Origin of the sequence: Collinsella aerofaciens, from assembly GCF_028209885.1 — a bacterium.
Taxonomy (GTDB): Bacteria; Actinomycetota; Coriobacteriia; order Coriobacteriales; family Coriobacteriaceae; genus Collinsella; species Collinsella aerofaciens_BA.
Genome location: NZ_JAQLEM010000023.1, coordinates 23,853 through 38,000, shown reverse-complemented (window position 1 = coordinate 38,000; position 14,148 = coordinate 23,853). Strand labels below are relative to the sequence as shown.

Annotated in this window: 13 protein-coding genes; 11 read left to right on the top strand and 2 right to left on the bottom strand. The window is 58.9% G+C overall.

Annotated features, from left to right (window positions below; all coding sequences use genetic code 11):
* The first annotated feature begins 311 nt into the window (after positions 1-311).
* The 4 genes from tgt (at position 312) to PMX21_RS06985 (ending at position 3,147) form a co-directional block, all read left to right on the top strand.
* A complete protein-coding gene (gene tgt / locus PMX21_RS07000; protein WP_271758863.1) occupies positions 312-1,451 on the top strand; it encodes a tRNA guanosine(34) transglycosylase Tgt in 1,140 nt (379 codons plus the stop codon).
* A 213-nt stretch (positions 1,452-1,664) separates the two neighbouring features.
* Entirely contained in the window at positions 1,665-2,423 is a 759-nt protein-coding gene (locus PMX21_RS06995) for an LOG family protein (RefSeq protein ID WP_117842618.1), read from the top strand.
* Between the two features lie 113 nt (positions 2,424-2,536).
* Positions 2,537-2,836: a type II toxin-antitoxin system RelB/DinJ family antitoxin gene (locus PMX21_RS06990; protein WP_195234914.1), complete on the top strand. Its 300-nt coding sequence runs from the start codon at positions 2,537-2,539 to the stop codon at positions 2,834-2,836.
* Between the two features lie 2 nt (positions 2,837-2,838).
* A complete protein-coding gene (locus PMX21_RS06985; RefSeq protein ID WP_055250871.1) occupies positions 2,839-3,147 on the top strand; it encodes a type II toxin-antitoxin system RelE/ParE family toxin in 309 nt (102 codons plus the stop codon).
* A gap of 121 nt (positions 3,148-3,268) precedes the next feature.
* Here the strand turns inward: PMX21_RS06985 and PMX21_RS06980 are convergent, their stop codons facing one another.
* Complete coding sequence (locus PMX21_RS06980) at positions 3,269-6,196, bottom strand: TOTE conflict system archaeo-eukaryotic primase domain-containing protein (RefSeq protein ID WP_271758861.1); 2,928 nt, start codon at positions 6,194-6,196, stop codon at positions 3,269-3,271.
* A gap of 328 nt (positions 6,197-6,524) precedes the next feature.
* On the opposite strand from PMX21_RS06980, the gene PMX21_RS06975 reads away from it, so the two are divergent.
* Positions 6,525-6,770: a hypothetical protein gene (locus tag PMX21_RS06975; protein ID WP_271758859.1), complete on the top strand. Its 246-nt coding sequence runs from the start codon at positions 6,525-6,527 to the stop codon at positions 6,768-6,770.
* Positions 6,771-6,937: 167 nt separating this feature from the next.
* Here PMX21_RS06975 and PMX21_RS06970 read toward each other — a convergent pair whose 3' ends face one another.
* Positions 6,938-7,798 carry a DegV family protein gene (locus PMX21_RS06970; protein WP_271758857.1) on the bottom strand — a complete coding sequence of 287 codons (861 nt, stop codon included), beginning with the start codon at positions 7,796-7,798 and terminating at the stop codon, positions 6,938-6,940.
* A gap of 123 nt (positions 7,799-7,921) precedes the next feature.
* On the opposite strand from PMX21_RS06970, the gene PMX21_RS06965 reads away from it, so the two are divergent.
* The 6 genes from PMX21_RS06965 (at position 7,922) to pstB (ending at position 14,065) form a co-directional block, all read left to right on the top strand.
* Positions 7,922-8,617, top strand: coding sequence for an HAD hydrolase-like protein (locus PMX21_RS06965; protein ID WP_271758855.1), 696 nt, complete (start codon positions 7,922-7,924; stop codon positions 8,615-8,617).
* 54 nt (positions 8,618-8,671) lie between these two features.
* Positions 8,672-10,108: a M20 family metallopeptidase gene (locus PMX21_RS06960; RefSeq protein ID WP_271758853.1), complete on the top strand. Its 1,437-nt coding sequence runs from the start codon at positions 8,672-8,674 to the stop codon at positions 10,106-10,108.
* A gap of 276 nt (positions 10,109-10,384) precedes the next feature.
* Positions 10,385-11,344, top strand: coding sequence for a phosphate ABC transporter substrate-binding protein (locus PMX21_RS06955; protein WP_271758851.1), 960 nt, complete (start codon positions 10,385-10,387; stop codon positions 11,342-11,344).
* A 24-nt stretch (positions 11,345-11,368) separates the two neighbouring features.
* On the top strand, positions 11,369-12,277 hold the full coding sequence (gene pstC / locus PMX21_RS06950) for a phosphate ABC transporter permease subunit PstC (RefSeq protein WP_271758849.1): 909 nt from the start codon (positions 11,369-11,371) through the stop codon (positions 12,275-12,277).
* On the top strand, positions 12,270-13,196 hold the full coding sequence (gene pstA / locus PMX21_RS06945) for a phosphate ABC transporter permease PstA (protein ID WP_117770186.1): 927 nt from the start codon (positions 12,270-12,272) through the stop codon (positions 13,194-13,196). Before pstC ends, pstA begins: the two co-directional genes overlap by 8 nt.
* Positions 13,193-14,065, top strand: coding sequence for a phosphate ABC transporter ATP-binding protein PstB (gene pstB / locus PMX21_RS06940; RefSeq protein ID WP_195239469.1), 873 nt, complete (start codon positions 13,193-13,195; stop codon positions 14,063-14,065). The genes pstA and pstB overlap by 4 nt, the downstream gene beginning before the upstream one ends.
* The last annotated feature ends 83 nt before the right edge of the window (positions 14,066-14,148 follow it).

Below are 14,148 nucleotides of genomic sequence, written 5' to 3'. Positions count from 1 at the left end.
CGGCCCGTTCTGGGCGCGCCTCAATCGTAGCCCGAGACGGTCCCGGGCTGACAATTTCGACTGTAATGGACGTTCTTAAATGACTAGTCATAAGGGACACTCTTGCCGGCGCTTGGGGACAGTCCCTAAGTGCCGGCAGATTGGGACATTCCTTTGCAAGGTGGCGCTGAAGACTGTCCCCAACGACTAACCGTTTAAGAACGTCCCCAATGACTATGACCCCTTTGCACCAGTTTCTGTCGAGTCGGTGCTTCTTGCGGGTTGCCCGTATAATGGTTTGCGTATGAACCACAACCAAGGAGTTCCAGTTTATGGACCAGAACCTTTTTAAATTCGATCTGATTGCCGAGGATCCGACGACGCATGCGCGTGCCGGCGTGCTGCATACTCCGCACGGCGACATCGAGACGCCGATCTTTATGCCCGTGGGCACCAAGGCAAACGTCAAGGGTATTCCTACCGAGACCGTCAAGCAGCTCGGCGCCCAGATCGTGCTTGCCAATACCTATCACCTGTCCATGCGTCCCGGCGAGGACACCATCGCCGAGTTGGGCGGCCTGCACAAGTTTATGAACTGGCACGGCCCCATTCTTACCGATTCGGGTGGCTTCCAGGTGTTCAGCCACAACGATGCCGTCAAGCTCACCGACGAGGGCGTGCGCTTTATCGTCAACGACTACGACGGCCGCCACGTGTTTTGGACGCCCGAGGACAACATGGAAATCGCCATGAAGCTCGGGTCCGATATCTGCATGCAGCTGGACCAGTGCCCGGGCTATCCCGCCACGCGCGCCTACGTTGAGCGCGCGGTGGAGCTGTCGAGCATGTGGGCCGAGCGCTGCTACAAGGCTCACACCCGCGATGACCAGGCGCTCTTTGGCATCGTCCAGGGCGGCATGCACCTGGATCTGCGCCTGCGTTCGCTGCGCCATCTGGAGGAGTGCGGCGACTTCCCGGGTTACGGTATCGGCGGCTACTCGGTGGGCGAGGACCATGAAACCATGTTCGAGACGCTGGCGCCGCTCGCGAGCGAGTATATGCCCAAGCACAAGCCGCGCTACCTGATGGGCGTCGGCAACCCGACCACCCTCGTGCGCGGTGTGGGCGTGGGCATCGACATGTTCGACTGCGTGCTGCCGACGCGCACCGGCCGCATGGGCACGGCGTTTTCGAGCGAGGGTCGCCTCAATTTCCGCAACGCGCGTTTTGCGCACGACGACGGCCCCATCGATCCCACCTGCACCTGCCCGGTGTGCACGGGCGGCTACAGCCGCGCGCTCATTCGCCACATGGTCACGCAGAAGGAGATGCTCGGCGGCATTCTGCTGTCGATGCACAACATCTACTACCTGCTCAACCTTATGCAGCGTGCCCGCCAGGCCATTATCGAGGGCCGCTACGGTGCGTTCGTGGGCGACTGGATGAACAGCCCTGCTGCGGTGGATTACTAAGGGCGACAGACACGCTTGCGGAGCGTGGGCAACGGCAAAGGCTGAGCGGCAGCCGCTCGTCACATTCTCTGACGCTGGCTGCACGACCGCTGACCGATAGCTTGCAAGCGCTTGATGCTTCGTGGGTACCATACCGAATAGTTGATGTTCGGGCGGGTGTTTGGCGCATGGCGTCGACCCCACCCGTTTTTCTTTTTCTCGATAGGAGCACCCATGATTAAGAACGAGAATGTCGAGGGCGAGCCTGCCTACGACGAGACGTACCGCCGCGGTCCCGTGGTCATGCGCGGCCCCATGATTCCTAAGGACAACACCTACGCCAACCTACTGGCGCCCGAGGAGTCGACCGACTGGCTGCATGCCGATCCGTGGCGCGTACTGCGCATCCAGGCCGAGTTTGTCGATGGCTTTGGCGCACTTGCCGAGTTAGGGCCTGCGGTGACCATCTTCGGTAGTGCCCGTACGCCCAAGACCGATCCGCTCTACAAGGCGGCGCGCACGGTCGGCCGTAAGATTGCCCAGCGCGGCGTGGCGGTTATCACCGGTGGCGGCCCCGGCATCATGGAAGCGGCCAACAGGGGAGCGGCGAGTGTCAACGGCAAGTCAGTTGGCTTGGGCATTGAATTGCCGCACGAGCAGGGGCTCAACAAATACGTAAACCTCGGTATGGACTTCCGCTACTTCTTTGTGCGCAAGACCATGTTCGTCAAATACAGCTCGGGCGCTATTGTGTTTCCCGGTGGTTTTGGTACGCTCGACGAGATGTTCGAGGTGCTCACGCTGGTGCAAACGCACAAGGTCAAGCGCATGCCGCTTGTGCTGGTAGGCAGCGAGTACTGGCAGGGCCTATTTGACTGGCTTAACGGTCCGGTGATGGACGCCGGTATGATCAGCCCGCTCGATCCGGATCTGGTACACATCACCGACGACCTCAACGAAGCCGTCGACATTGCGCTCAGCGGGTTGATGTAGATCAATCGTGCTCACGCGACATGAATACGCATGGCAATCTGATGTTATCTAACATCAGATTGCCATTTATATTGGGTATACTGGTGTAAAAGACGAGGGCGAGGAGGTCGCAAATGTCTACAGCAACAGTTAAGCCTACGACGGTTCGAATCGAAGAGGGGCTCAAGGAGCAGGCGACTGAGTTCTTGGATTCGGTCGGCCTCAGCCTCAATTCATATCTCAATCTTGCCGTTCGGCAGCTGGTAAATCAGCGAAAGATTCCTTTTGAGATTGTAGGAAGGGCGGAGGTGCCCAACGAGGCGACGAGGCGTGCCATGGTGGTCGCAGAGGCTCATGAGTTGGGGATTTTGCCGGACGATAGCCTGTCATTCAATAACGCTGATGAGCTTATGTCATTCCTCGATGAGGAATAGCGATGTTCGAGATTAAAGTCGAGGCTCAATTTAAGGTGGACTACAAACGAACGATGCGCATGCATCCGCAGCTAAAAAGTGAGTTTAAAGCGGCGGTTGCGGAGCTTGTGGCTCATGGGTCACTTCCGGCGGAGTATGGCGCCCACGAGCTCTCAAACCCGGGCGGAAACTACAACGGCCACATCGATTTCCACCTATCCGATGGCTTGGTCGATGTGGTCGTTCTTTATCTTCCCCATAAGACTAACCCAGTGATTAGGCTGGTGAGAATGGGCACTCATCAGGAGCTGTTTCAGGGTCCGCTGGGCTGATCGCCGATTTCCAAGTTGCGGTGGAATAGGGACTGATTTGCGGTCGATTGGCCAAAAACAGTCCCTATTTCACCGCAACTGATAGGCGTGCCCCGTTCGCTGCTGCGGCCCCCGGTTCTCCTCATTGCTGGATTTCGCTCAAAAACTCAGCGGCGACTTCGTTGCTTTTGAAACGGATGCTGCGGTCTTCTTTCTTGGGGAATGCCAGCAGCGGGATAGTCCCGTACCAGACAGTTTCCTCGTCAATCACGGCCGCGCACAGCCGCCCTTTGGCCTTGACGGAATAGTCGACGTTCATCTCGGCAAAAATCGCTTTCGCGTCATCGCGCGGAGTTGAGGCAACATAAATCTCAAGGGTAATCCCACGGGCGGCTGCGCCTGCGAGTGTGGCGGTGAGTTTCGCGAGGCATGCGGCGGATGCGTAGGATGCGGCAATGAAGGCGCTCTTTGTGGCACCGGTGATGTCTTTAATTAATGCCTCAATAGCGTTTGCTGGCTCTATGAGAATGTTGTAATCGGGTTGCTCACTGTCCTCTGCTGAATAAATTTCGTAGCCCAGCTTGGCGTACGTCTTGAGTCTCTTCTGGTACATGCGAGCGAGCATGGGTATCGACAGGTCAATGTAGTCGAATATCTCAATCTGTTGCTTGCCCTCGTGGCTTCTGTGCAGTCTGCCCGCCTGCTGCGTTACACTGCCGTCCCAAGATATCGGCGTGGCAATGAATAGGGTGTCAAGGTAGGACAGATCGAAGCCCTCGCTCAGAAGGCTTTCGGTGGCGACGATGATTCGATGTTCATGCTCAAGGCCGGGAAGACTGTTCAGTATCGTTTTTCTTTCTTTGGCACCGATTTCTCCGGTTAAGAGTATGGGTTCGTGTCTGCGATCATTAAGCAGCCTGAACAGTTCCTCAGCATGCTTTTTCCTTTTGGATAGTATGAGCGGATGCCGACCGTTTGACGCTGCTTCGAGGGCGTCATCGACAATCAATTCGTTTCTTGCCGCATGTGCACACAGCATATCGAGAATCTGATTGAAGCTTGCATCCGGCTCGTAGGCGGATAGCCGAATGCCGGTAAATCTCGGTCGAACGATGCGCTGGATGCCCTGCTGAATTGCCTGCGTTTTTGGATCAATGACATAGCGAAGCGGGCCGCAGAGCATCGAGAGCGCCCGCGTGAGTCCGTCGGAGCGCTCGGGTGTCGCGGAGAGGCCATATATATATTTGGCTGGAGCGGACTTGAGGACGAGCTCGAGCTGTGGCGCGGCAGCATGGTGGCATTCGTCGCAGATAATGAGGCCGTAATTACGAACAAGGTTCTTAACTATCGGCTCCCCGGTTTGGGAGTCTTTGCCAGATAGCGACTGAAAGGAAGCGACGTCGATAAGGCCGCTGACGGCGGTTTTGCCCCCTCCGATTTGTCCAATAAGGGGAGGTTGCTTTTTGCTGATTCGTCCTTTTGGCGTTCGGACCGGCTCTCTGGTGTCCGTAATGTCGAGAAATCGTTCGAGCTGCGATTTCCATTGGGCTATGAGCGCGGTCTTTGGAACAATGACGAGCGCCGGAAGACCAACGGCGGCAATAAGATAAGCTCCGATGACGGTTTTACCGAAGCCCGTTGGCGCAGACATGATTCCGTCTTCGTATTCAAGCATCTGGTCGGCGGCAATTTGCTGTTCGGGATGAAGGGTCCCTTTGAATGCCATCTCAATTGGATTGCCTGTGCTACGTTCGTCTGAATAATGGGCAGTAACGTGGGCTTCTTGAATCAGCTGCTCAAGTTGGGCTTTGCAGCCTCTGGGAATCGCGACGCGGCCATCTCTAAGTTCGCTGAGGTCTATGAGTCGCGGTTTGCCGAATACTGATTGATGCATAGATTGCGCACGGAAGAACTCCGGGTTGGCAAATGTCGCAAGCCTGCGGATTTCCATTTGAGCTGCCGGGCTCAGAGACTTTTCGGGGATGTAGAGCATATCGGCTTGTGTGACGAGCAGGTTCGAGGGGAAGTCTCGTGGCGTGAGCGGGAGCCGCTTTCGAGGCTTTTGGACATTGCGCCTGGTTTTGTTTGTCGCTGCAGCTGTTGCTATTCCAAGCGGTTTGTTTTTGGTGTCCTCGATCAGACGATCCACCGTCGCACGCGAGATTAGTTGGATTTGCGAAAGGTAAAGCCATTGGTCGGGAAAGGGCTCGAATCGTTCGTCAACAAATACGCTGTTTCCTTCCCGCTGCGCTTTTCCCTGAAAGGGCAGCGCAATGAGATTTCCAAAGCCGCCTTCAGGAATGGTGGACTGCGCGGGTATCATTCGGTCAAAGGCTTCGAAGGTGATTGTCTTGTTGAGTGCCGCTGCTTCGGCGATAAGGCAGCTACCGAAATCTCGTGCTGTCTTTGCGTTTATAGGTTCTAGGAAGAAAAACCAGATATGCGCGCCGTTGCCTGACCTTGATCGCTCGACCGCAGCGTTAATTCCATAGTTTTTTACGACAAGCCTGATAGCGTTTGTCGCTTCTTTCCAATCGGCTTTGTCAAAATCAATGACAAGGACATTTGTGTTGCAGTCTTTGTCGAGAACATATTGACCTATGACGTCCCGGAGCCTGTCGTCGCTGCCTTTGAAATGGGCGATAATGGCGGCATCGTTCAGCTCAAGGAATGTGCGGCTGCGACATTCAGCGCATTTAATTCTGTGATGGTTTGCTTTGGGGCAAATGCCTGGCTTCCACTCATTTGCGCAGGCGGGTGTATAGCCGATGCCCCCGTCTTTTCTGCGATACCCGTGAGCGTGCACAGCTTTGCGGCCGGTAAAAAGATTGCGAAAGAGCTCGAGTTTGTCGCGCGCTGGGCTCGCGCTGGTAACGATGCCCTCGGTCTGTGCACGTTCGCCGAAAGATTTGCCGGCTTTGTCCCATTCTTCGAGTGTTGCGTAACGGATGTCTGGACCGTTGCTACAGATTACGATCTGCTTACGCGGATCTGAAGCGTGGACAACCGTTTTATTGAGTTTGAATAAGGCGTTCCCGAAAAGGGCGTATTGATGCACGGCGTTGCTCATTTGAATGCCATTCTTGTCAGCGTTCATTGGGATGAGGGTACGTCATTTCAGCTTTATGAGATATGCGACTTCGATTTTGGTTCGGTAATAGTGGGGTACCGATCCGTGAGTGGCAATTAGCCGGTGCCAAAACGTGCGGCGGCTGTTGTTAAAGGTGTTTTGGCGGCTATGGGGCGTGTTGGCGGCGTGGGGAGGGGTCCTCGAATGACTCCGTGGTCAAATAACGTCAAATATGAGTACTGTTGTTAATGTAGTCTCATAACATTTGGTAAGAATAGAATACCAATTCCACATTATTCTATATATCTAACCCACTAAACACGGAATTTTGAGCCTTGGCAAGACGTGGAATGATCGAAATGATCAATTCCGGCGAGATTTTGCTGCTACTAATTTGGTGGCGGTACTCATATTTGCCATTTTTTGTCCAGTGGGTACCGCGAGGGGCCTGTTCGACTGGCTCAACGGCCCGGTGATGGATGCCGGCATGATCAGCCCACTCGATCCAGACCTTGTCCACATCACCGACGACCTCAACGAAGCCGTCGACATCGCCCTGAGCGGGCTGATGTAGGGTAGGTAAAATGGGACGGGGCTAAAAGACTGGTCTGAAACGTTTGATACCAGTCTTTTTAGCCCCGTCCCAAATGAACTGCTTCTAAGTTGCGGTGGAATAGGGATTGATTGGCGGCTAATAAGCCAAAAACAGTCCCCATTTCACCATAACTGATGTGGGCGTCCCTAGCGAGTTGGCTGGTAGCGGGGGCAGTAGCTGATGGCGATGGCGTCGACGCCTACATGGGTGGCGATGGTGCAGCCGATGGGGCCGGTGCCGGCGTCTACGTAGTCCTGGCCTGCGAGTGCCTCGTCGACAAGCTCCTGCTCCTCGGCGGTACCGGTCGTGAGCACGCGCACGCTGGAGCCCGGATGCTCGGCCAAAAACGCGAGGCAGTCTGCCATGGTGTTGGCGACGATGCGCTTGGCGCCGCGGCCCTTCTTGATGGCCTTGATCTCGCCCGACTGCCACTCCGGCGAAACGGCCAGGCGAATATTGAGCATCTGCGTGAGCTGGCCGGCGAGCTTGGGCGCGCGGCCGTTCTTAACGAGGTTCTCGAGCGTGCGGGGAATCAGCAGCAGGTGCGCGTCGGGCAGGGTCGCGCAGATCTGTGCCTCGGTCTCGTCCAGGCTGCGGCCGTCCTCGCGCATGGCGAGCGCGTACTCCACCAGCAGGCCCTCGGCACCCGAGCCGGTGCGCGAATCGATGCAGCGCACGTCGAGCTCGTGGGTCTCGGCGACCAGGCATGCATTGGAATAGCAGGCGGACCACTCGCTGCACAGCGAGATAAAGATCGCGCTGTCGTGGCCATCGGCGCGCACGCGGTCAAACAGCGCCTTGAACTCGCCGGCGCTCGGCTGCGAGGTGTGCGGCAGCTGCTCGGAGCCGGCCATGCGCGCGACGTACTCCTGGGCGGTAATCTGCACCTGGTCGAGCAGGTCCTCGCCCTCGATAATCACATGCAGCGGAATCACGTAAATGCCGAGCTCTTGGGCGCGGACGGGGGAGATGTCCGACGTGGAGTCGGTTATGATGGCAAAAGACATAATTGCACCTTTCGTTGGGGCGCTTGTGCGCCGCCTTCTGAGAGCAAAGTGCGACAAGTATAGTAGAGTCGTTCCACATTACTAGGTTCAATTGTTGAATAGTCAACAGTTTGAAGTGTCGGTGTGGAAATCGTCAACTGGGGAAGAGGAATGCCGATGGGGGCGTTGGAGATAGGCAAACGGCCGGTCGTGCTGTTCGATTTCGATGGCACGGTGGCAGATACGGGCCGGGCGGTGATGACCTCGACGCGCAAGACGCTGGCTGCGCGCGGGTTTTCGGAGGCGCAGATGGGCGACCTACGTCGCATGATCGGGCCGCCCCTGTGGAAAAGCTTTCACGACTTTTACGGCTTTTCCCGCGAGGAGTCGCTTGTGGTGGCCGACGAGTACCGCGCCTTTTTTGATGAGCTGGGACCGGAGGAGTACCCCGTGTTCGATGGGATCCTCGAGCTGCTGGATGGGTTGACCGCCCAGGGCAAGCGTATGGCCGTGGCGACGTCGCGCATGGAGGCGAAGTGCATCGATATGGTGCATGAACTGGGGCTTTGCCAGTTCGAAGTCGTGGTTGGCATGAATCCGCCGCAGGGGCGCGAGACCAAGGCGGATTCGGTCCGCGATGCCCTGGCGGCGCTCGGTGCGACGGCCGACGATGCCGTGATGATTGGCGATCGCTTTAACGATGTGGAGGGCGCGCACGCTATGGGCGTGCCGTGCATTGGCATCTATTCGGGCGCGGCCGCGCCGGGCGAGCACGAGGCGGCGGGTGCCGATGCGGTGGTGCACTCGGTGGCCGAGCTTGCTAAACTTTTCGCTATCTAATGACGTGATGTGAGGGGCGGGCGTGCTCGTCGCTCATTGCTAAGGAGGTCGTCCATGAATCAGGTGGAGCAGAGCGTTGCCGAGTATGTCGACGAGGTCTGGGAGGATGTCGTCGCCGATATCGAGCAGCTGGTGAGCTATCCGTCCGTGGCCGTTGCTGCCGATGCGGAGCCCGGTGCGCCGTTTGGCCGTCCGGTCCGTGATGCGCTCGATTGCGCGCTCGGCATTGCGCAAAAGCTCGGCTACCAGACGAGCGACGACGAGGGCTATGTGGGCATTGCCGATATCCCGGGTCGCGGCGACAAGCAGCTCGCGACCATCTGCCACGTGGACGTGGTGCCCGCCGGCCCCGGCTGGAACACCGACCCGTTTGCGATGGAGCGTCGCGAGGGATGGCTGCTCGGCCGTGGCGTGATTGATGACAAGGGTCCGGCGGTGTTGTCGCTCTACGCCGGTGCCTACCTGCTCAAGCACGGCATTGTGACGCGCTATACCTTTCGCGCGCTGCTGGGCTGCGATGAGGAAGTGGGCATGTCCGACGTTCACCATTATCTGGAGGACCACGCAGACCCCGACTTTTTGTTTACGCCCGATGCCGAGTTCCCGGTCTGCAATGCTGAGAAGGGCCAGTTTGGGGCGACGTTTGTGAGCCCCAAGATCGACGGCGGGCGCATTGTGTCCTGGAGCGGTGCCGAGGCGAGCAACGCCATTCCGTCGCAGTCCATCTGCGAGCTCGCGATTGCCGCCGATGAGCTGCCGGCGCCCGTTGAGAACGCCGACCGCCTGGAGATCACGGCGCTCGATAACGGGCACGCGCAGATTTTTGCCCATGGCATTGGCGGTCATGCCTCGATGCCCGAGGGAACGATTAACGCCGTCGGCCTGATCGTGGCGTATCTGCGCGAGGCCGAGGACGCGTTTGGTGCACGCGACGAGCGCCTGCTGACGCCTGCCGAGCACGAGTTCGTCAAGTTCCTGGCCTTTGTGCATGCGGATGCCTATGGCCGCGGCCTGGGTATCGATGCGACGAGTCCGGCGTTTGGCCCGCTTACCTGCAACGCTGGCGTCATCCGCGTGGCGGATGGCCATATTGAGCAGGTCATCGACGTCCGCTTCCCCGATAGCACCAGTGCCGATACCATCCGCGAGCAGCTCGACCCGCTCGTGGGCCGTTTTGGCGTGACGTGCCAGCTGGGTCGCGCTAAGGTGCCGTTCTCGGTCTCTGCCGACGATCCGGCCGTGAAGGCGCTTATCGATACCTATAACGAGTTTACGGGCAAGCATGCCGAGCCCTTTGCCATGGGCGGCGGCACGTATGCGCGCAACTTTGCCCGCGCCGTATCGTTTGGCCCCGAGGAGACCGGCCTGGAGCTGCCCGCATGGGGCGGCCAGATGCACGGCCCCAACGAGTGCGCCAACGAAGAGCAGCTTAAGCAGGCGCTCAAGATCTATATCGTGGCAATCCTTCGTCTAAACGAACTGGAACTTTAAGGTTACGCGGTTTTCCAATCTAAGTTGCGGTGGAATAGTTCCTAGAATGGGCCTTTTGATGGCCAGACAGGAACTATTTCACCGCAACTTCGTTTTTATTGGTGTAAAAGGCGCGCCACGTTAAATGCCGGGTTTGTTATTCGTTTGTAAAGGCCGTGCTGCGCTTGCGGTAAGGGTCTATCAGATGCCCGTAAAAAACCGCAGTTGGCGCGGGCACTGCCCGATCGAGGCCGTATCTTTCCAAACAGCAAAGCGGGCAGGGTGCCCGCGAGTCGCATGTACGAAAGGAAGATCATGCTCGATCAGGCTTATTCTCGTCGTCAGTTCCTCGGCCTCGCTGGTGGTTTTGCCAGCATCGTCGGTCTCGGTCTCGTTGGTTGCGGCGGCTCCGGCGCATCCGACGCCGCCGACAAGGGTAGCGCCGCTGCTACTGCCGAGTCCGTCTCCGGCGAGGTGACCTACGACGGTGCCTCCTCGTTCCAGGCTCTCGTCGAGGCTGCTGCCGAGAAGTTCATGGATGCCAACCCGGACGTCTCCGTTTCCGGCTCGGGTAACGGTTCGGGCAAGGGCCTGACCGCTGTCGCCGCCGGCACCGTCACCATCGGCAACTCCGACGTCTTCGCCGAGACCAAGCTTGAGGCCGATCAAGTCAAGAACCTCGTCGACCACGAGGTCGCCGTCGTGGGCATGGGCCCCGTCGTCTCCAAGAACGTCAAGGTCGACGACCTGTCCCTCGAGCAGCTCAAGGGTATCTTCTCCGGTCAGATTACCAACTGGAAGGAGGTCGGCGGCGACGACGCCAAGATCGTCGTTCTCAACCGCAAGGCTGGCTCCGGCACCCGTGCCACCTTCGAGGCCGCCGTTTTTGGCGACGAGGCCGTCGACTTTAAGGGCGACGCCGAGCTCGACAAGTCCGGCGATGTCCAGACTCAGATGGGCAGTACCGACAACGCCATCTCCTACCTCGACTTCTCGCACTTCGATGACTCCAAGTTCAACGCCATCAAGGTCGAGGGCGTCGAGCCCAAGAGCAAGAACGTCACCGACGACTCCTTCAAGATCTGGGCGACCGAGCACATGTACTGCTCCAAGGACGCCGACGAGGCCACCAAGGCCTTCCTGGAGTTTATGCTCTCCGACGACGTCCAGGGCAAGCTCGTCGAGGAGCAGGGCTTCATCCCCGTCTCTGCCATGAAGGTCGTCAAGGACGCCAGCGGCAAGGTCTCCGCTAAATAAGTAATCGCCCCGGAAAGGTTTGCAATGGCAAAACAGCTGCCAAAGCGCGACCTTGAGAACGTGGGCCTGGGCGTCACGGGCGCGTGCGTTGCGCTCGTGACGCTTGTCGTTGCCGCGCTCATCTTTATGGTCGCCCAAAAGGGCCTCTCGGCTTTTGTCAAAGACGGCGTCTCGGTCGTCGAGTTTTTCACCGGCACCAAGTGGGACCTGGCCAACACGGCCAAAAACGGCCTGCCCTACACCGGCGCCTTGCCCCTGATCGTCACCTCGTTTGCGGTCATGGCGCTCTCCACGCTTATCGCGCTGCCCATCGCTATCGGCTCTGCCATCTTTGCGGTTGAGATCCAGCCTAAGTTTGGTTCCAAGGTCTTTCAGCCGCTTATTGAGCTTTTGACCGGCATTCCCTCGGTCGTCTTTGGCCTGATCGGCTTTCACGTTGTCGTCGGCCTTATGAAGAGCGTTTTCCACGTGAGCACGGGCCTGGGCATCTTGCCCGGCGCCATCGTGCTGGCCGTCATGATCCTGCCGACCATGACCACGCTTTCGGTCGATGGCCTGCGCGCCGTGCCCGACAGCTACCGACAGGGCTCGCTCGCGCTGGGCTATACCCGCTGGCAGACCATCTGGCACGTGGTGCTCAAGAGCGCCATGCCGTCGCTCATGACCGCGGTCATCCTTGGTATGACCCGCGCCTTTGGCGAAACGCTTGCCGTGCGCATGGTTATCGGCGGTATCGAGGCCATGCCGACGTCACTGCTGTCGCCGGCGTCCACCATCACCACCACGCTCACCACGTCTATGGCGGTCTATGCCGAGGGCTCGGCCCAGGACGATGTTCTGTGGGCGCTCGGTCTGCTGCTGATGGGCATGAGCCTCATCTTCATCCTGATCATCCACCTTATCGGCCGCAAGGGGGCGAAGGCTCGTGGCTAGCACGCGTATCCACATCGACGAGGCGAGGCTCGGGCGTGTCCAAAAGCAGGACCGCTTCGCCACGGGCGTGTTGACGGCGATCGTCGCCATCGTCATGCTCATCGTCGTCTCCATGGTGGCCTATATCCTGTTCGAGGGCATCTCGACGCTGTTCCAGCCGGGCTTTCTCACGGAGCCGTCGCGCGCCAACGGAACGCAGGGCGGCGTGCTCTACCAGCTGTTCGACTCGTTCTACCTGCTGCTGATCACCCTGATCATCTCGGTGCCCATCAGCCTGGGCGGAGCGGTCTTTTTGGTTGAGTACGCGCCGGACGGACCCATCCGCGACATCGCCTCCACCGCCATCGAGACGTTGTCCTCGCTGCCTTCCATCGTCGTCGGCATGTTCGGTTTTCTGGTGTTCTCGGTGCAGCTGGGCTGGAAGTACTCCATCATCTCCGGCGCCGTCGCGCTCACCATGTTCAACATCCCCATCCTGGTGCGCGTGATCCAGCAGGCGCTCGAGGACGTGCCGCAGGCCCAGCGCGATGCGTGCCTGGCCATGGGCCTCACTCGCTGGGAGGCCACGCTGCACATCCTGATCCCCGAGGCCATGCCTGCCATCGTGACGGGCATCGTGCTTTCGGCCGGTCGCGTGTTTGGCGAGGCCGCAGCACTGCTTTTTACCTCGGGTATGAGCTCGCCGGTTCGCCTGAACTTCTTGAGCTTTAACCTGTCGAGCCCCACCTGCGCTTGGAACGTGTTCCGTCCCGGCGAGTCGCTCGCCGTGCACATCTACAAGATCTATGGCGAGGGCAGCCCCGAGGCCCAGCAGATTGTTTGGGGCACCGCGGCGCTGCTGATGATTTGCGTGCTGCTGTTTAACGTAGTCGCCCGTATCGTGGGCAAGCAACTGGCAAGAAGGATGACGGCCGAATGAGCGAGATGAATGCAACGCCCGCAACCGAAGCGGCATCGTCCGAGACCCAGGACTTCCTGTCGAGCGTGGGGGAGAGCGAGAAGCGCGTGCGCGTGAGCGGCAAGGCCGTGAGCGACGAGGTCGTGCTCTCCACCAAGGACGTCAACGTGTACTATGGCGACCACCATGCACTGCACAATACGTCGCTCGACTTCCACAAGGGCGAGATCACGGCGCTCATTGGGCCTTCGGGCTGCGGTAAGTCGACCTTCTTGCGTAGCCTCAACCTCATGAATCGCGAGATTCGCGGCTGCCGCGTGGAGGGCGAGATCAACTATCGCGGGCGCAACGTGAACACCAAGACCGAAAACACCTACGAGCTGCGCCGTTCCATTGGCATGGTGTTCCAGCAGCCCAACCCGTTCCGCAAGTCCATTCGCGACAACATCACGTTTGCGCCTAAGCGCCACGGCATCACCGACCGCGACGAGCTCGACCGCATGGTCGAGGAGAGCCTGCGCGGCGCGGCGCTGTGGGACGAGGTCAAGGACAAGCTCGACAAGAGCGCCCATGCGCTTTCGGGCGGTCAGCAGCAGCGCCTGTGCATCGCGCGCACGCTGGCGCTCAACCCCGACGTGATCTTGTTCGACGAGCCCTGCTCGGCGCTCGACCCCATCTCGACGCTGGCGATCGAGGACCTCATGTCGTCGATCGTTGCCGACCGCGCCATCGTTATCGTGACGCACAACATGGAGCAGGCGTCGCGTGTGTCCAACCGCACGGCGTTCTTCTACATGGGCGATATGGTCGAGTACGACGAGACTGACGAGATTTTCCAACGGCCCAAGGACAAGCGGCTGAATGATTACCTCACCGGCATGTTCTCCTAGTCCGGGACATGCTTGAGGCCCGCGGTGGTCACGGTCGCCACGGGACTGATTGGAGAGGCGGGTCATCTCTTGTGGGAGATGGC